The 17864-nt window shown below is 67.5% G+C and carries 16 protein-coding genes and 1 tRNA gene; 7 read left to right on the top strand and 10 right to left on the bottom strand.

Annotated elements, in window-relative coordinates:
• Nucleotides 1-45: 45 nt before the first annotated feature.
• From DBV14_RS13305 to DBV14_RS13290, 4 genes are all read right to left on the bottom strand, one after another.
• Nucleotides 46-816: a sulfite exporter TauE/SafE family protein gene (locus tag DBV14_RS13305; protein ID WP_185546013.1), complete on the bottom strand. Its 771-nt coding sequence runs from the start codon at nucleotides 814-816 to the stop codon at nucleotides 46-48.
• A 2-nt stretch (nucleotides 817-818) separates the two neighbouring features.
• A complete protein-coding gene (locus tag DBV14_RS13300; RefSeq protein WP_124459649.1) occupies nucleotides 819-2072 on the bottom strand; it encodes an MFS transporter in 1254 nt (417 codons plus the stop codon).
• 87 nt (nucleotides 2073-2159) lie between these two features.
• Entirely contained in the window at nucleotides 2160-3038 is an 879-nt protein-coding gene (locus DBV14_RS13295) for a polysaccharide deacetylase family protein (protein WP_124459648.1), read from the bottom strand.
• Between the two features lie 40 nt (nucleotides 3039-3078).
• On the bottom strand, nucleotides 3079-3810 hold the full coding sequence (locus tag DBV14_RS13290) for a fumarylacetoacetate hydrolase family protein (protein ID WP_124459647.1): 732 nt from the start codon (nucleotides 3808-3810) through the stop codon (nucleotides 3079-3081).
• A 123-nt stretch (nucleotides 3811-3933) separates the two neighbouring features.
• Between DBV14_RS13290 and DBV14_RS13285 the strand changes: the two genes are divergently transcribed.
• Entirely contained in the window at nucleotides 3934-4908 is a 975-nt protein-coding gene (locus DBV14_RS13285; protein WP_260397016.1) for an AraC family transcriptional regulator, read from the top strand.
• Nucleotides 4909-5366: 458 nt separating this feature from the next.
• On the top strand, nucleotides 5367-6671 hold the full coding sequence (locus DBV14_RS13280; RefSeq protein WP_185546008.1) for a hypothetical protein: 1305 nt from the start codon (nucleotides 5367-5369) through the stop codon (nucleotides 6669-6671).
• Nucleotides 6672-6767: 96 nt separating this feature from the next.
• Here DBV14_RS13280 and DBV14_RS13275 read toward each other — a convergent pair.
• Together DBV14_RS13275 and DBV14_RS13270 are read right to left on the bottom strand one after the other, a co-directional pair.
• A tRNA-Met gene (locus tag DBV14_RS13275) sits at nucleotides 6768-6844 on the bottom strand.
• Nucleotides 6845-6921: 77 nt separating this feature from the next.
• Nucleotides 6922-8511, bottom strand: coding sequence for a VWA domain-containing protein (locus tag DBV14_RS13270; RefSeq protein WP_124459645.1), 1590 nt, complete (start codon nucleotides 8509-8511; stop codon nucleotides 6922-6924).
• Nucleotides 8512-8646: 135 nt separating this feature from the next.
• Between DBV14_RS13270 and DBV14_RS13265 the strand changes: the two genes are divergently transcribed.
• Nucleotides 8647-9315 (top strand): sigma-70 family RNA polymerase sigma factor, encoded by a 669-nt coding sequence (locus tag DBV14_RS13265; RefSeq protein WP_124459644.1) that lies wholly within the window; start codon nucleotides 8647-8649, stop codon nucleotides 9313-9315.
• A complete protein-coding gene (locus tag DBV14_RS33420) occupies nucleotides 9312-10847 on the top strand; it encodes a hypothetical protein (RefSeq protein WP_260397015.1) in 1536 nt (511 codons plus the stop codon). The genes DBV14_RS13265 and DBV14_RS33420 overlap by 4 nt, the downstream gene beginning before the upstream one ends.
• Before the next feature lie 77 nt (nucleotides 10848-10924).
• On the opposite strand, the gene DBV14_RS13255 is transcribed toward DBV14_RS33420, so the two are convergent.
• Entirely contained in the window at nucleotides 10925-11704 is a 780-nt protein-coding gene (locus tag DBV14_RS13255) for an enoyl-CoA hydratase (protein ID WP_093246663.1), read from the bottom strand.
• Between the two features lie 178 nt (nucleotides 11705-11882).
• On the opposite strand from DBV14_RS13255, the gene DBV14_RS13250 reads away from it, so the two are divergent.
• Nucleotides 11883-12218 carry an SMR family transporter gene (locus DBV14_RS13250; protein WP_124459643.1) on the top strand — a complete coding sequence of 112 codons (336 nt, stop codon included), beginning with the start codon at nucleotides 11883-11885 and terminating at the stop codon, nucleotides 12216-12218.
• 67 nt (nucleotides 12219-12285) lie between these two features.
• Nucleotides 12286-12879 (top strand): DUF2325 domain-containing protein, encoded by a 594-nt coding sequence (locus DBV14_RS13245; RefSeq protein WP_124459642.1) that lies wholly within the window; start codon nucleotides 12286-12288, stop codon nucleotides 12877-12879.
• A gap of 16 nt (nucleotides 12880-12895) precedes the next feature.
• Here the strand turns inward: DBV14_RS13245 and DBV14_RS13240 are convergent, their stop codons facing one another.
• Genes DBV14_RS13240 through DBV14_RS13230 form a run of 3 tightly spaced genes read right to left on the bottom strand, consistent with a single transcriptional unit; the run spans nucleotide 12896 to nucleotide 16659 of the window.
• A complete protein-coding gene (locus tag DBV14_RS13240) occupies nucleotides 12896-14767 on the bottom strand; it encodes a M61 family metallopeptidase (protein ID WP_124459641.1) in 1872 nt (623 codons plus the stop codon).
• Nucleotides 14767-15489, bottom strand: coding sequence for a DsbC family protein (locus DBV14_RS13235; RefSeq protein ID WP_124459640.1), 723 nt, complete (start codon nucleotides 15487-15489; stop codon nucleotides 14767-14769). Before DBV14_RS13235 ends, DBV14_RS13240 begins: the two co-directional genes overlap by 1 nt.
• 42 nt (nucleotides 15490-15531) lie before the next feature.
• Nucleotides 15532-16659: an FAD-dependent monooxygenase gene (locus DBV14_RS13230; protein WP_124459639.1), complete on the bottom strand. Its 1128-nt coding sequence runs from the start codon at nucleotides 16657-16659 to the stop codon at nucleotides 15532-15534.
• A 117-nt stretch (nucleotides 16660-16776) separates the two neighbouring features.
• Here DBV14_RS13230 and DBV14_RS13225 point away from each other — a divergent pair, with 117 nt between their 5' ends.
• Nucleotides 16777-17658, top strand: coding sequence for an MOSC domain-containing protein (locus DBV14_RS13225; RefSeq protein WP_124459638.1), 882 nt, complete (start codon nucleotides 16777-16779; stop codon nucleotides 17656-17658).
• Nucleotides 17659-17864 lie beyond the last annotated feature (206 nt).

The raw sequence follows: 17864 nt of genomic DNA, 5'->3' as shown, positions 1-17864 counted from the left end.
CAGTGATTGAAATGACGGAAGAAAGAAGAGAAAGCGAAAGCCCGTTCAGTACGCCTTGACGAGAAAGGCCGCGGTCATCGCCAGCCCCGTCAGCACGACGAAGCCGCGCACCACGTCGGGCTTCAGCCGCCGCGCCGCCATGCCGCCGGCATAGCCACCCAGCGTGGCAAAGAGCGCCATCCACAGCGCGTGCGTCCAGACGATCGCGCCGCTGGCCGCGTAGATGCCCACGGCGATCAGCGTGAGGATCGCGGAGACGAAGTTCTTGATGCCGTTCATGCGACCCATGTCGGTGTGGCCCAGCGCGCCGAGCACGGCGAGCAGCAGGATGCCCAGGCCACCGTTGAAGTAGCCGCCATAGACGGCGACCGCGACGATGCCCAGGTCGGCGACCCATCGGCCGCGCGGTTTGCCGTTGCTGTTGCTGTTGCCTGCGGTGGCGAGCCTGCGGCGCACCAGGCCGGGACCGATCGCGAAGAGCAGCGTCGCGGCCAGCAGCAGCCACGGCACGATGCGGGCAAAGGCATGGTTCGAGGTCGACAGCAGCAGCGCCGCTCCGGCCGCGCCGCCGAGCACCGACAGCACGCCCAGCCGCATGAGAGATGGAGACATCGGGCCCGACAGTTCCTTGCGCAACGCCCAGGCGCCGGCCAGGTAGCCCGGCAGCAGCGCGGCCGTGCCGGTGGCGTTGGCCGACACCAGCGGCACGCCGACCATCGCCAGTGCCGGCAGCGTGAGAAAACTGCCACCGCCCGCCACCGCGTTGAGCGCACCGGCCAGTGCCGCGGCGCCGCCGAGCAGCGCCCAGTCGAGCAGCATCACGGCTTGCGTGCCGGCAGCGACATGCGATCGGTGCGCAGCAGCATGGTGAGCACCACGCCCACGGCCGCCAGCAATGTGATCTGCGCGAGCCCGGCCGTGCTCCAGCCGAAGCGCGAGGCGATGCCGCCGATGACGAAGCCCGCGATGGCGCCCGCGCCGTACAGCGTGGTCACGAACACGCCGGTGGCGCGGCTCGTGAGCGAGGCATGCACCGACTTGATGTGATAGCCGGCCAGGTTCACATACAGCACGCCGCTCACCACGAAGCCCCAGGCGAAGGACAGCACCGATTGCATCAGCATGTCGGTGGGGCCCGAGAACATCAGGAAGCCCAGCAGGCCGGTGCCCACGAAGCTTGCCGAGAGCACGAGCTTGGGGTGGAAGCGGTCGCCCAGCCAGCCGCCGAAGATCGACGCGAACACGCCGAAGCCGAAGATGCTCATCACGCGGCCGGTGTCCGACGGCGTGTAGTGCAGGTGCTCGCGCAGGAAGGTCGGGTACATGCCCAGGTAGCCGTAGATGCAGAGCCCGCCGATGACGCTCATGCCGGTCAGCAACGCCGTGTTGCGGTTCCACAGGGTGGTGGCGCCGCGCTGGTCGCTGCGCCCGCCGGTGGCGGCCACGTTCTCGGTCATGCGCTTGCTCACGGTGAGCGCAATGAGCGCCATGGCCGCGAAGCCCGCGAGGCCGAACACGATGAGCGGCAGGCGCCAGTCGCGCTCGACGCCGATCAGGTGGCCGCCGAGCAGCGGTCCCAGGATCGCGCCGATGCCGAAAGAGAAGTTGATGGCGCCCACCGCGGTGGCGCGGTAGCGCGCAAAGTAGCTCGCGGCAATGGCAATGACCACCGTCAACTGCATCGCTTCGCCGATGCCGGTCACGGCGCGGTAGACGATCATGTCGGCGAAGCCATGCGAGTAGGCCGCCAGCAGCGTGCCCAGCGAGAAGATCGCGATGCCGATCTGCAGCACCGTCTTGCGCGACAGCCGCGCCAGCAGGTAGCCCGTGGGAACGCCGGCCACGGCCATGCCCAGCGTGAAGATGGTCGACAGCAGGCCGGTGTCGGCCAGGCTGAAGCCGAACTCCTTTCGCACGTCCGCGGCGATGAGCGGAAAGATCTGCCGGTCCATCGCGTTGAGCGCGTACGAGGCGAGCAGCACCAGGAACATGCCGATTTCCAGCGCGGTGATGGGCGCCTCGCGGCGCGCGTCACCGGCCGCCGGGGAAATGACCGAGGTTGGGGAATGCACGTGTTGTCTCCTTCTCGTCGAGCGAGAAATCTGTTTGTTGTTCGTTCGTTCGTTGCCTTGGGGCGCCGGTGGTGCGCCGGCGACAGGTCACGCAGTGGTGGTTGCGGTGCCGTACCAGTCGAGGATCTGCTCGCCGGTCATGAAGGCGACGTCGTCATGCGTCTTGATGTGCGCCAGCGCCTCGCGGAAATAGCGCAGGCGGTGCGGTGCGCCCATGATGTACGGGTGTACCACCAGCGCCATGACGCGGGCCGAATCTTTCGCGTCCGAATAGAGCTGCTCGAACTGGTCGATGGCGCGGTCGCGGTACTCGCTGGCCTTGTGGTGCTGGATGAGCATCATCGCCACGTCGTTGCATTCCTGCGTGTAGGGCACGTTGACGATCGCGCCGCCGTCGCGCGTTTTCAGGCGCACGGGCTGGTCGTCGAGCACCCAGTCGCACACGTACTCGTAGCCTTGCTCGGCCAGGATGTCGGGCGTGTGCCAGGTCTCGGTGAGCCCCGGGCCGAGCCAGCCGCGCGGGCGCTTGCCGGTGTAGGCGCGAATGGCTTCGGTGGTCTTGGCGATGTCCTCGACCTCGTCGGGCACCTTCTGCATGTTGCGCTGCCCGAAGCCGTGGCCGATGAACTCCCACTGGCGTTCCTTCGCGGCCTTGGCGATGGGCTCGTAGGCGCCGATGGCCGAGCCGTTGATGGCGAGCGTGGCGCTGATGCCCAGCGCGTCGATCACTTCCAGCATGCGCCAGAAGCCGACGCGGTTGCCGTACTCGTGCCAGGCCCAGTTCGGGATGTCGGGCATCGGCGAGCCGCCGGCCGGTGGCGTCAGCACCGTGCGCGGCATGGTCTCGTCGATGTTCCATTCCTCGACGTTGACGATGACCCAGACGGCCAGCCGCTTGCCGCCGGGCAGTTTGAGTGCGGGACGGTCCGCGATGGACGAGTACGAGATGCGTTCGAGTGGTTTCATGGTGTCTCCGTATTCAGTTCGGTGCGATGCGGCGCCGGGCTCAGACGATTTCGACCTGCAGGGGCGCGAGTCCGTCGATGCGGCCGGTGAGCTTGTCGCCGCGCTGCACCGGGCCGACCCCTTCCGGCGTGCCGGTGAAGATCAGGTCGCCGGGCAGCAGGCGGTATTGCTTGGACAACTCGCTGACGATTTCATGGACGTTCCAGATCATCTTCTCGAGCACCGAGTCTTGCCGCACCGCGCCGTTCACCGAGAGGTTGAGCGTTCCCGAGCGGATGTGCCCGACCTTCGCCACGGGATGGATCGGGCCGCAGGGCGCCGAGTGGTCGAACGACTTGCCCTGTTCCCATGGCAGGCCGCGCTTGTTGCATTCGCGCTGGCGGTCGCGCCGCGTCATGTCGAGGCCCGCAGCGTAGCCGAACACGTGGTCCAGCGCCTTGTCGGGCGACACGTTCGACGCGTCGCTGCCGATGGCCACCACGAGTTCGAATTCGAACTGGAAGTCGTCCGTCAGCGTGGGGTAGGGCACGCGCCCGTCGGTCACCACCGAGTCGGAGGGCTTCTGGAAGAAGAACGGCGGATCGCGCTCGTCGCCTTCCTTCATCTCGCGGATGTGGGCCAGGTAGTTGCGGCCCACGCAGTAGACGCGGCGCACCGGAAAGCGCTTGTCGCTGCCCACGATGTCGATGGAGATGGGCTGGACCTGCAGGGTGTCGGCGGGGGTATGGGGAGCGGTCGTGTGCGCGAGGTCGGCCGTCGGCTGGGGGGACATGGGTTTGTCTCTCTGGATGGTTTGGAAAGGAGTGGCTAGAGTCTAGGAACGGGGCCCCCCGGCCTCAACGCACAGGCTTGCGCAAAGATATGCAATCCTTGCGATCTTGCGACCGGCCCTTTCATGCAACCCACGTCTTCCTCGATCGAATTCAAGCCGCCCCGCGCCGGTGCGGCGCGTGCCGCCATCAGCAACTACACGATGGCGGCGCGGGCACAGCGTGCCTATTTCGGTATTCACGACCAGAGCAACTGCCTGCCCAACCCCGTGCCGCACCGGCACGAGTACTTCCAGATCTACGTCAACACGCGGGGCGAGACCACGCACTACATCGGCGGCAGCCAGCGCGCCATCGGCGCCGGCACCGTGAGCTTCGTGCTGCCGTTCCTGGTGCACTACATCCCGAACGCGGCCGACGGCGTGTTCCACGTGATCAACATCAGCAAGGACTATCTGCTGCCGTCGCTGGAGCTCGATGTGTTCGAGCTGTCGGAGGTTCCGCTGTCGCGCGCGCCCGAGCTCGCACCCTTCCGCTTCCAGCATTGCCTGGACTTTCGCTTCGACGAAAGAGAGACCCAACAGCTGCAGGACCTGTGCGAACGCATGGCGCAGGAAGCACAGCGGCCGCCCGACGAAGACACCGCCAGCCACCTGCTGATTCGCAGCCATCTGCTTCACTTGATCGGCATGGTGTGGCGACGCTACGGCGAGGAATTTCGCAACTGCGAGGCGCAGGGGCTGGCCCTGCAGTCGTACCGGCCGGCCGTGCTGCGCTGCATCCGCTACATCAGCCGCAACCTCGCGCAGGAACTGACCCTGGGCGACGCGGCGCTGGCGAGCCATGTGTCGGCAACGCACCTGGCCCATCTGCTGAAGAGCGAAACGGGCAAGACCTTTCTTGAGCTGGTGACCGAGCGCCGGATCGAGCGCGCCAAGACGCTGCTGGTTTTCACCGGCGCCTCGGCGGCGGAGATCGGCGAGAGCACCGGCTTCGGCGAGCCGACACAGTTCGCGCGCCGCTTCGGGCAGATCGTGGGGGCCACGCCTTCGGCGTACCGGCGGCAATTCCAGCGGGGGAACAGCCGGACCTGGGATTGACCCTGGCCGGCGCCCGCGTGGCGTCGATGCCCGGTTGCTGAACCGGCCACAACAGGCGTCATTCGTTCATTCATCGCCTCGCAACGAGGCGATGGCCGCGCCGACCGGCGGCGCTGCATGCCCGCGCGCATTGCGCGCAAATCGGCTCATTTATCACTTGTTCAGGGGATATCTGAGCGTTTACAAAAAATGTCAAATCGCTCGTTTCTCGGGTGTTTTGTTACATATATGCATTTTTTGTTGCATTCCTAACTGCGTCCCGAGCCCAGGCATTTACTACCCAGGAGCAATTGATGGACCGCAGAAGGTTTTCTCTCACGATGGTTGGCGCGGCCGTGTTGGCCGGATGTGGCGGTGGTGGCGGCGGAGGCGGATTTGCATTTCCTCCCGTCGCGGCACTTCCTCCCGCTGCGCCGCCGCCATCGGATCCCCCACCACCTCCGCCGCCGCCACCGCCCGTGGCAGGCCCCGAACTGGCAACGCCGACGACACTTCCCGCGGGGGTTGCGTTCCTGCAGACCATTGCGGCCACGGACGGCGATGGTTCGCAGGCACCCGGGCAGGCCAACATCTGGGACCTGAACAATGATTTCTCCCTGCAAGACGGTGGCAACGATCAGGTCGACACTGCCTTGGCTCTCTCGGTGAGCGTCGGCGCGAGCCCCGATTCATTTCCTTCAGACCAGCTGTATTCGGAGCTGACAGCGCTGGGCCCGGAGATGGGCGTGGCGGACGGCGAACTCCAGGTTTCTTTCGCTTCGGATCCCGCCTTCGGGGGGACGGGTGGGTATGCGTTCCTGCACCCGGGTACGGAAGTGCGCTTGCAGCAAACCTTGAACCTTGGCGCTGCCGCCGGGGGCGTTTCGTTGTCCTGGAGCGGCAATGGCCTTCCCGACTTCCTCAACGCCAAGGAGGGTAACTTGAAGGACCCTACGGAGTTCAGGCAGGTTGTCGTGCGCGACGCTGCTGGAGTGGTGCAGTCCACGCTCTACAGGGCGGACCCGGGCGGCGAAACGGGGACTTGGGGCACGGCTTTGCTCACCCCGTTCGTTGGGCAGACGGTGGTGCTGTCGTTCGAGCAGCGGCTCTCGGCTGGTTTCGGGGTCATCGACGACGTTTCGGTGACGGACGCTTCCAGCCATGAGTTTGTCGTCAACGGCGGTTTCGAATCCCAGGGCACGGGCTGGCATGTGCCGTCCACCAAGGTTTCGCAGAACCTGCGCTCCGGCGTGCGCACCTTGAACGGCCTCGAGGTGCAGCGAAGCTTCTATACGCAGCCCAATCTGCTGTGGGGGCGATTCACCGACGTCTTCCACAACCCGAGCGCCGCAGCCATCCAGGCCGAGGTGACTTACGACTCCAACCTGGGATCGGACAGCAGGGGCATCATCTATCCCACGCCCGGCGCAACCCAGAAGGCTTTGACCAGCTGGGATGGGGACACTGGCGATCGCGATATCGGTTTCGTGTTCGGAGCAGCGGACGCCGTGACCTACCAATCCGCCACGGCATTGCACACCAGCGACGGCAGTGACTTGATGGTGTTCAAGTTCAACATCTCGGTGCCGGCGGGGGGCAGCGTCACGCTGATCAATTTCCTGTTGATGAATGGCACGGACACCGGGCGTGCCGCAACCGACATCACGGCGCGGGCGACCGAGATCGACACGCTGGCCGCGGACATCGCCAACAACTTCAAGACCAACTTCGTCTACCAGCGGGGCCTGACGCAGGTGCAGTTGGATACGCTGAAGAACTTCTGAGCGTTCCTGCAAACCGCAGCCCTGGGCTGCGGTTGCTTTCCAGGCATGCAAAGAAAAAAGCCTTGCAAGTCGTTGACTTGCAAGGCTTTTTGATTTTGGTGGCTCTTCACGGATTCGAACCGCGGACCTGTGGATTATGATTCCATCGCTCTAACCGACTGAGCTAAAGAGCCGTTTCAGTACCAAGTTTTGCAGAATTTCTGCGGTTTTGCACTGAGCCCAAAATTATAGCCCAGGCTTTGGGCCGAGTTCAACTCCCGGCCGGCAACTTCCTCAATTCTTCCGTCACCAGCCGCACGATCAGCTTGTCCAGCGTCTGCACCGAGTAGTTGCCGACGTCGTGCACGGTCTGCGTTCCCGGGCCGCTCGCGGGGTTCGCCGCCTCCTTGTAGGTCAGGAACACGAAGCGCCCGCCGGTGTACTGCGCGATCTGGCGCTGGATGTATTCGCCCTGCTTGTCGAGCCCCGAGGCGCCGACGCTGAAAACCTTGATGCCCTTGCCCAGCGCCGCGACCATGTCGTCGTCGTACTGCGGGCCGCCGTAGTCCAGGTGCGGCGGCGCATCGGCCAGCAGCACCACCAGGCGCGTGGTGCCGGTGCCGCGCCAGCTCAGCTTGTGGACGGTTTCGTTCAGCGCCTCGTTCATGGCCTCGGGGTAGTCGCCGCCGCCCGCGGCCCGCAAGGCATCGAGCACGCCCTGGAAGGCGTTCAGGTCGTTGGTGAAGTCGTGGCGGCGCACGATGAAGTCGTCGCTGCGGTCGCGGTACGCCACCAGGCCGAAGCAGGTGTCGGGGCGGCTCGGCAGGCGCGCGACCTGGTCGGCGATGGTGCGCAGCGTGGCCTTGAGCCTGGCGATTTCATCGTCCATGGAGCCGGTGGCGTCGATCAGGAAAACCAGGTCGAGCTGTGCGCGCGCCGGCGCCGCGCCCGGTTTGTCGAGCACCACGTCGACCGCGTTCTTCTGGCCGCGCTGCAGGAAGGCGGTGCTCTGGCGGCCGTTCTTGCGCACGGTGACCTCGTACACCTGGCTGCGCCCGGCGTTGTCGAAGGCATTCGGATGCAGCCAGGCGCGGCCGCCCGCGTCGGTGCGGGCCCACATGGCGGCGCCGTTCGGGGCCTGCACGGCGACTTCGGCATCGGGCACGACGGCGCCGCGCGCATCGCGCACCTGCAGCAGGTGGCGCTGGCCGATGTCGCGCTCGCGGTGGACGACCTGGGTGCGGCCGCGGAAGGCCAGGTATTCGCTGAAGTCGGCGTTGTCGTCGACCATGCCGGCGGTGACCGGCTCGTTGGCGGGGCGTGCGGCCTGCACGGGTGCGCTGTTGCTGACGCGCGGGGCCGTCGGGGCCGGCAAGGCCATGGGTGGGGGAGCGGCTTCCGCAATGGGAGCGGCAACTGCAGGGGCCGAGGGCACAGCAAGGGCAAGGGCCGGCGAAGACGGGGCCGCCAGCTCGCTGGCCGCGGCGCCGTAGGCCTTCGCACGGCCAGCGGCTGTGGAAGGCGCTGGCTTGCGCAAGGCGTCGGCCCGGGGCGCCTCGTCACGCGACGCGTCGGCGAGCGTGGCCCTTCTGCTTTCAAGCCGGGCCTGTCCCATGCCGGGCGTCTCGTGGGTCTGGACCGGCCGCGCGCAATGCGTGGCGGACGGCGCCTCGAAATTCGGCATGGTTTGCTGCACCGCCGGTGACACGGCAACGGGCGCCGGCGTCGGCCAGCGCGCGGTGCCGCTGCCACCCTGGCTGACGGCCAGGGGCTCGGTGGCACCGCAGGCCGTGAGCATCAGTTGGGCGCAAAGCAGCGCGACGAGCGGGCGGTGAAACCGGGGGGCGAAGGGCTGGTTCATGAACGAACTCCGGGTGGTTGGATGCAGGCTGATACGGCCGGCCAGCGGCCACGGGGTTAGCCCGCGCCACTTTTTTTGCCGATGCCAACCCCGATGCCCTCCGCCGTCCGTACAAGCTCAGGTGAAAATCCTTCGATGTCCGCGCTTCCCCGCGCCCCTTCCGCCAAGAACGCCCCCGAGCGCGAAGCCATGCCCGACGACCAGTTGATGCTGGCCTACGCGCACGGCGATGCCGCCGCGTTCGACGTGCTCTATGCGCGCCACGAGGGCGGGCTGTTCCGCTTCGTCAAGCGTTTGCTGGGCGCGCGGCTCGCGGCCCAGGCGGACGAGGTGTTCCAGGACACCTGGGTGCGCATCATCTCGGCGCGCGAAAGCTTTTCGCCGCAGGGCGCCACCTGGCGCACCTGGGCATTCACCATTGCCCACAACCTGGCCATGGACCGCCTGCGCGTGAGCGGGCGCGAAGTGGCGCTCGATGCGCACGGCGCGGACGACGACAGCGACCCCGTGCCCGCGCTCGACCGCGGCGTGCGCGGCGCCGTCGATGCGGCGGCGCACCCGTCGGCCGAAGAGCTGGCGTTCTGGCGCGCCGCTGGCCGCCGCCTGCTGGCCTGCCTCGACGAACTGCCGGCGGACCAGCGTGCCGCCTTCTTGCTGCATCACGAAGACGGACTGACCGTCGAGGCGCTGGCCGCAAGCCTGGAGATCGGCTTCGAGACGGTGAAGAGCCGTCTTCGATACGGCCTGCAGAAACTGCGCGGCTGCATGGAACGCTACCTGTCGGTGCTGGAGCAACGCGCATGAGCAGCAGCAACGGCGGCAATGGCACCCCCATCGATATCAACGGCGACGGCACCGGTGACGGCGATCTGCGCGATCCGCTGCTGCGCCGCGCGCTGGCCCACGCGCCCGACAGCGAGGCCACGCCCGATCCCCGCACGCGCGACGCCATCCGCAAGATGGCGCACAACCTGGCCGCGACGCCCGTGTCCGCGGCGGGCGCCGCCGCCAACAGCGCGAATGCCGCGCCTTGGTGGCGCCGCCTCCTGTTCGGTGGCGGCGAGCCGGGCTCGCGCATGCCCTGGAACGCGGCCTTTGCGACCGTGCTCGTGGCGACCTTCGTGACCGTGCTGTGGCATCGCGAGCCGATTCCCGATGCGCAACTCGATGGCGAGGCGCGCGTCGGGGGAGCGGCGGCGCCTGCACATGCACCGGCACCAGCGCCGGTTCAGCCACCCGCGGAGGCTGCGTCGCAGGCCAGTCCGCCGGCGGTTGCGGCGGCGCCGGAGCCGGCACCTGCGCTTGCGCCTGCGGTCGCTGACCAACAAGCGCCCGCTGCTGCCTCGGCGCGCGACGAGGCGCCGCGCAGCTCGCGTTCCAAGGAGTCGGTCGAAGCTAGCACGGTGGATGCGGCCCGCAAACCTGCCGCGGCACCGCAGGCATCCGCCAAGCAGGCGCCCCGTGCGCCCGAGAACGATCAGAAGAAGGTGGAGGCACCGGCGCAAGCAGCGGCACCGGCACCTGTGCTGGCTGCGCCTGCGCCGCCTGCACCTGTACCCGCACCCGCACCCGCACCCGCACCCGCACCCGCACCCGCACCCGCACCGATCGCGCCCGCGACGCCACCAGCCATCGTGGCCGAGGCACCTACCGCGGCACGCGAGGATCGGCGCGAAAACGACGTGAACATCGAGCGGCGTCGCGCCTACAGCGCGGGAGCCCCGGCTGCCCCGATGGCAGCCCCAGCCCCCGTGGCGCCTGCAGCTCCCGCAGCTCCTGCAGCACCGGCCGCTGCGCCACCCGCCATAGCGCTTGAGCGGAGCCCGCCGCCATCGCTGGAGCTTGCAGCGCCGCCGCGTTCGGCGTTCGCGCGCAAGGAAATACAAGAGAACAGCAGCAGCTCATCGCTCGCTGGCCAGGCCAATACAGACCAGGCCAATGCGGAAGCATCCGGTGCACTGCGCCAGGCGGCACCGCGTGCCGTTGCCAAGGCCTCGAAGCCGCCGGTGCCGGGCACGGCTGCCTTCGCTGCACTCGACCGGTGGACTTCGTTGGACCTCACGCGCTCCGGTCTCGGCGTGCGCCATGCGCGTGGCGACATCGAAGGATTGGCGGCACTCGTGGGCACCGTGGCCCGCTCGGCCACGTCCATGGACCAGCCGCTGGCCGTGCCGGTAGAGGCGCGCCTTGCGCTCTACAGGGGCGAAGCGCTCATCGCCGTGCTGGAGATTGCCGGCGACCAGGTGCGCTGGACGCCGCAGCCCGGCGGCACCGCGATGGTCGGCACGCCGCCGGCCCAGGCACTCGCGGCGCTGCGTTCATTGCTGACGCGCTGAACACCGACAGCGAGGTAGCGGCGACAGCGTCAGCCGCGGCGCAGCGCACCGCACTGCACTGCACCGCGCCAACCCAATCAGGCGTTCTTGAAATCCGGCTGGCGCTTGTTGAGGAAGGCGTCCATGCCTTCCTTCTGGTCCACCGTGGCGAACAGCGCGTGGAACAGCCGGCGCTCGAACATCACGCCGTCGCTCAGGCCGCTTTCGAACGCGCGGTTCACCGATTCCTTGGCCGCCATCACTGCGATCTGCGAGTAGCCCGCGATGATCAGCGCTGCGCCCAGTGCTTCGTCCGCCAGCTTTTCGAATGGCACGACCCGGCTCACGAGGCCCGCGCGTTCTGCTTCTGCGGCGTCCATCATGCGGGCCGTGAGCGCCATGTCCATCGCCTTGCTCTTGCCCACCGCGCGCGGCAGGCGCTGCGTGCCGCCGGCGCCGGGGATCACGCCGATCTTGATTTCGGGCTGGCCGAACTTCGCGTTGTCGGCCGCGATGATGAAGTCGCACATCATCGCCAGCTCGCAGCCGCCGCCCAGTGCAAAGCCGCTCACGGCCGCGATCACCGGCTTGCGGATCGAGCGGATGGTTTCCCAGTTGCGCGTGATGTAGTCGCCCTTGTAGGTGTCGATGAAGCTGTACTTGGCCATCGCGGCGATGTCGGCACCGGCCGCGAAAGCGCGTTCGCTGCCCGTGAGGATGATGCAGCCGATGGCATCGTCGGCGTCGAATGCCTTCAGGGCCTGGCCCAGTTCGGTCATCAGTGCGTCGTTCAACGCATTGAGCGCCTTCGGGCGGTTGAGGGTGATGATGCCGACCTTGCCTGCTTCGGTCCGCACTTCGATGTTTTCGTAGCTCATGGTGTCTCCGGGGGAAGGGAAAAAACGCGCTTCACTATACCCAGCATGGCGCCGGCTTGCCGTTCGGGCTCACAGGTCGGGGAGGGCGTCAAATTCGGGGGCGATGTCCTTCGGGCGGCACGGGGGCTCCTTTCGCTCGCATAGCGCGCACTGGCAAGTGCCCCTAGAGTGCGCGGCAATGACATCCAACTACGCCTTCCTGTTCGTCGCCATCGTTGCCGAGGTGATCGCCACCAGTTTTCTCAAGGGGTCCGAGGGCTTCACGAGGCTGTGGCCCAGCGTGGCGTCGGTGGCCGGCTATGCGGTCGCTTTTTTCTTCCTGTCGCTGACGCTGCGGACCATTCCGACGGGCATCGCCTACGCCATCTGGTCGGGCGTGGGCATCGTGCTGATCTCTCTCGTCAGCTGGCTGTGGTTCGGCCAGAAGCTCGACGGGCCGGCCATCCTGGGGCTTGGATTGATCATCGCGGGCGTGGTCGTGGTGAACGTGTTTTCCAAATCGGTTGCCCACTGAAGAAGCCCGAATGATGGGTTTCAGTTGAGAATTATTCTCAACTAGAATGCCCGCCATGGAGTACCCGATGCAAGAACATGCCGTGTTGCTGCGGGCCTATGCCCGGGTGCAGGAGCGCTGCTCGCGCCTGCTGGTCGAGCAGGCCGCGCTCGTCGAAAGGCTCGAGGCACAGATCGTGCGCCTGCGTGGCGCGCTGGTCGCGCGCGATTCGGCCATTGCCATCGTGCGCGAAGAGCTGGCGGCCCGTGCCGCCGCGGGTGGCGCGGTGCCGAAGCGCCTGCACGCACTGCTGGCGCCGGGCAGCCGCCGCCATGTTGCGGGCAAGCCGCCGGAACAAAAGGCGTCCGCCGACCTGCGCGAAAAAGCCGTGCTGTGCGTGGGCCGCGAAGAAGAGGCGCCGTCGCTGGCGCGGCAGCTGGTCGAAATTGCCGGTGGGCGCTATCTGCACCACGACGGCGGCGACGATGCCGACGACCCCGCGCTCGAAGCCGGCCTGCGCGCCGCCGACCTGGTGATCTGCCAGACCGGCTGCGTGAGCCACGGCGCCTATTGGCGTGTGCAGGACCATTGCCGGCGCACCGGCAAGCCATGCGTGCTGGTGGGCGAGCCGCAGCCGATGCTGTTCGTGCGGCACCCCGCCACGGCGGAGCACCTCAGCTAGCTCACCCAGGCGCTGTTCAGCGCTGCGCCGTTGGCGCGAGCCAACTGGCCACCTTCGTGGCGTCGTGTGCGAACAGCCGCCAGGTGGTCACGCCCGTTGGCAGCGCCAGCGGCAGCTTCAACAGCTTGCGGTCGCGCGCCACGATGGCGGTGAACTTCGTCGCATCGCCCAGGTACAACGCCAGGTCGTCGAGCTTGGCAATGCGCCAGGCTTGAGCGGACCGCTGCTGTCCCTTCTTGCCGACGGCCGGCAGTTCGATGCCGAGCCATTCGTCGTTCGCGGAAAAGCCGGCCTTCTCGGCCGCGCCGCCGCGCAGCACCACCTTGACCTGCACGCTGCCGTTGGCCTCGGCCACGCGCAGCCCGAGCACCTGCGCTTGCTGCGAAGGGTCTTCCAGCGTGGCGACGCCGTGCGCGCGCAGCAGTTGCGCCAGCGGCAGCTCTTCGGTCGAGTGCACCCAGCGCGCGAGCTCCGCCGCATACGACCGGCCGCTCACGGCTTCGAGTGCCGCGGCAATGTCGGCTTCGCTGATCGGCCCGCCGCCGCTGTGCGTCCACAGGTGGCGCATCACGTCGTCGAGCGTGCCCTTGCCCTCGTGGCGCAGCGTGAGGTCGAAGCACAGCGCCACCAGCGCGCCCTTGGTGTAGTAGCTGACGGTGCTGTTGGGCGTCTGCTCGTCCTGGCGGTAGTACTTGACCCAGGCATCGAAGCTCGCGTCGGCCACAGGCTGCACGAGGCGGCCCGGCGTCTGCATCACCTGGTTGATGGTCTTGTTCAGCAGGCGCAGGTAGGCCGCATCGTCGATGCGGCCGGCGCGGCGCAGCAGCAGGTCGTCGTAGTAGCTGGTGAAGCCCTCGAAGAACCACAGCAGCTGCGTGTAGTTCTCGCGGCTGTAGTCGTAGCGGGCAAACTCCGCCGGCCGCATGCGCTTGACGTTCCAGGTGTGGAAGTACTCGTGGCTGATGAGGCCCATCAGCGTGGTGTAGCCCTCGGGCTGCTTTTTCTTTTCGCCGCGCTGCGGCAGGTCGCGGCGGTTGCAGATCAGCGCGGTGGAATGCCGGTGCTCGAGCCCGCCGTAGCCGTCGTCGACCGCGTTCAGCATGAAGACGTAGCGGTCGATCGGCAGCTTCGGGCCGCCACGCTTGCCGGCCTTGTCGCCGTGCCAGAAGCGCATCTCGGCTTCGCAGATGGCCTTGGTGTCGGCCACCAGGCGCTCGCCGTCGAACGAGGCCGCGGCGCCCGCGATCACGAAGCGGTGGGGCACGCCGCAGGCGTCGAACTCGGCGCTCCAGAAGGCGCCCATCTCGACAGGGCTGTCGGCCAGCTCGTCGTAGCCGGCGGCCTGGTAGCTGCCGAATCCGTGCTTGTCGGTCTTGATGGGAACGAGGGCGGTGGCGCACGACCAGCGCGCGCCGTCGTCGGCCGTGCTGGCCGGCGCGACGATGTCGATGGCGTGCGGCGCATCGGTCTGGCCTTCGACCCGCAGGCACACGCTGGTGCCGTTGAAGAAGCCGCGTTCGGCATCTAGCCAGGCGGTGCGCACCGAGTTGTCGTACGCGCAGACCTGGTACTGCAGCACCAGCGGCTGGCCCGGCGCGCATTCGACCAGCCAGCTGCACTTGTCGAGCTGCGTCAGCACCGTCTTGCGGCGGCCCTGCGTGGCGCGCAGGCCCTGCAGGTTCTTGGCGAATTCGCGCACCAGGTAGCTGCCCGGAATCCACACCGGCAGCGTCACGCGCTGCTGCGCGGCGGGCGCGTCGATGGTCAGCGTGACGGCGAACAGGTGCGCATGCAGGTCCGCGCATTCGACGCGGTAGCGCACGCCCGCGGCAGGCGCTGTGCGTGGGGCAGTGGCTGCGCGCCGTGTGGTGGTGGCCTTCGTCGCCATCAGCTGGACGAGGCGGCGAGTTGCTTCTCGACCTGCTCGGCGGGGATGGCGCCCGGCGTGCGCGTGCCGTCGCTGAAGATCAGCGTGGGCGTGCCGGTGATGTTGTACTTGCGGCCGAACTCGACGTTGCGCTGCAGTGCGGTCACGTCGCAGCTGCTGGACGCGGTGGCGGGCTTGGTGTTGGCTTCCATCCAGTCGCTCCAGGCCTTGCCCTTGTCCTTGCTGCACCAGATGTCACGCGACTTGACCGACGAATCGGGTCCGAGCACCGGGTACAGGAACAGGTACACGGTCACGTTGTCGACCGACTTCATGTCTTTCTCGAAGCGCTTGCAGTAGCCGCAGTTCGGGTCTTCGAACACCGCGAGCTTGCGCTTGCCGTTGCCGCGCACGATCTTGAATGCGTCTTTCAGCGGCAGCTGGTCGAAGGCGATGGCGCTGAGTTTCTCGACGCGTTCCTCGGTCAGGTTCTTGCGGGTCTTCACGTCGATCAGGTTGCCCTGGATCAGGTAGTTGCCCTGTTCGTCGGTGTAGAAGATCTGCGAGCCGTTCACGCGCACCTCGAAGAGGCCGGGTACCGGCGACTTCGACACTTCGTCGATGGCCGGGAACTGCGGAATGCGCGCGGGCAGGTTCTTGCGGATCTCGGCTTCGCCGGCGGTTGCGGTCACGACCGCGCCCAGCGTGCAGGCGGCGAGAAGAAGGTTGCGGGCTAGAGTCATCGGGAGATCCGTTCGGGTTCGGGTGTGTTCGGTTGCGTGGCGTCAGGCCTTCAGGCCCATGGCCTGGGCGGCGATCCAGTGCTTCACGAGGCGCGTGCGGTCGAAACCGCGCATGCCCCAGTTGCGCAATGCAGGGAGTGGACCCACGTTGTGCGAGAAAAGTTGCTGCAATCCGTCGGTTGCCAGGCTCATCTGCAGCACATCGGCGCGGCGGGTGCGTTCGTAGCGGCGCAGCAGGCGGGCGTCGCCCACGCTGCGCCAGTAGTCGCGGTTGCGGATCACCTCGGCCAGCACCGCCGCATCGGCCAGGCCGAGGTTCAGGCCCTGGCCCGCGAGCGGGTGCACCGTGTGCGCGGCGTCGCCGGCCAGCGCCCATGCGCGCGTCGGCTGCCCGGGCATCACGCCGGTCCAGCGGTCGGCAATGGCGCGTTGCAGCGGCCAGGCCGCGCGATCGCTCGTCAGGCGCAGCGCGCCGAGCGCGCCATGGCTGGCTTCGCTCACGGCGGCGTTGAATTCTTCGTCGCCTTGCGCCAGCAGGGCCGGCGCGCGCAACTGGTCAACCGACCACACCAGCGCGAGCGACTTGCCGTGCGTGCCGCCGAGCGGCAGCAGCGCGAGCACTTCGCCCTTGTCGTTGAACCACTGGCGGGCGATGCCGTCGTGCGACTGGTCGGCGTCGAGGCGGGCGGCCACCGCATGCTGCGGATAGCGCGTGACCTCGTAGCTCACGCCGAGCGCATCGCGCGTGGCGCTGGCCTTGCCTTCGCACACCACGGTCAGCGGCGCGGGAACGGGCTCGGCCACGACCTCGATCTGGGGCTGGAAGCGCACCGCGTCGGCCAGTTGCTGTTCGAGCGCGGGCACGTCGACGATCCAGGCCAGCGCATCGACCTTCTGGCGCGCGGCGCGGAACTGCACGCGGCCGCCTTCGTCGCCGTGCACCAGCATTTCGCGCACCGCCGTGGCATGGGCCGCATCGGGCCAGGCGCGCAGCGATTCGAGCAGCGTGCGGGAAGCGGTGTTGAGCGCATAGGCCCGGATGTCTTCCTTGCCCTGCGTGGCCGGCGGCACCACCAGCGCGACGCGCGCACGCTCGCGCGCGAGCAGCAGGGCCAGCGTACGGCCGACGATGCCGGCGCCGCGAATGCAAACTTCTGGGGGGAGGGCCATTTCACAATTGTAGGAGTTGCCTGCCCGGGAGCGAGCGGCGCCTGTCCCCCGGTGCACGAAGGTCTTCCGGCCGGTGCGATGCAGGACAATCGCAGCCGATTTCCAAGGAACCCCACTGTGTCCCAGCCCGCTTTCGACCTCGAAGCCACCATCGCGCGCCTGTTCATCTACCCGGTCAAGTCGTGTGCCGGCGTGGAGCTTCCCGAAGTGCTGCTGACCGAGACCGGGCTCGAATTCGACCGCGCCTGGATGGTGGTCGACGCCGAGGGCGAATTCGTCACCCAGCGCCAGTTGCCGCGCATGGCGCTGATCAAGCCGCAGATGAAGCACATGGAAGTGGTGCTGCGCGCCCCCGGCATGCTGGCGTTGCACCTGGCGTTCGACCGTGTCGAGAAGCCGGTGCGCGTGCGGGTGTGGAAAGACGAAGTGGCCGCCTACGACATGGGCGACATCGCCGCCCAGTGGTTCAGCGATTTCCTTTCCGAGCCGGGCAAGCCGCAGGCCTTGCGCCTGGTGCGTTTCGACCCGGAGCAGAAGCGGCTGTCGAGCCTGAAGTGGACGAACGGCGTCGAAGCGCAGACCCAGTTCGCCGACGGCTACGCGCTGCTGGTGGCGAGCGAAGGTTCGCTGGCCGAACTGAACGAACGGCTCGCGGCGCAGGGCCATGGTGCGGTGGGCATCGAGCGGTTTCGTCCCAACATCGTGCTGGCGGGCATCGAGTCACACGACGAGGACCGGGTCGACGCGCTGCACGTGACCACGGGCGAAGGCGAGGCGGAGTTGCGCCCTGTCAAGCCTTGTACGCGCTGCCCGATTCCTGATATCGACCCGGCTACGGCGGTCAGCAGCCCTGAGGTGAACGACACGCTGCGCACTTACCGCGCGGATGCGCGAGTCGATGGCGGCATTACCTTTGGCATGAACTGCATCGTCATTCAGGGCGTGGAATACATGCTCAAGGTCGGGCAGTCCGTTGGGGCTAACTACCAGTTCGAGTGACGGGGTCGGGGTCGGGTTCGGGGCGGGGTCATTCGGGGCGCGTGCGACTGACACCGGGTGCTCCCCTCCGCGAATGTCCCCCGCTTCGCTCCTCCTTTATTTCGCTGCGGGGAGCACCCGATGCCATTCTCACATGGACACGCTCTGAGTGCTTCGCTGATCAACCAGTGCTCTGAACTCGCTCACGCTGGCGGTGTGCTCTGCGC

Source organism: Variovorax sp. KBW07 (assembly GCF_003852515.1).
GTDB lineage: Bacteria > Pseudomonadota > Gammaproteobacteria > Burkholderiales > Burkholderiaceae_C > Variovorax.
The sequence above is the reverse complement of the archived record's forward strand: the minus strand, read 5'-3'. Positions and strand labels throughout refer to the sequence as shown.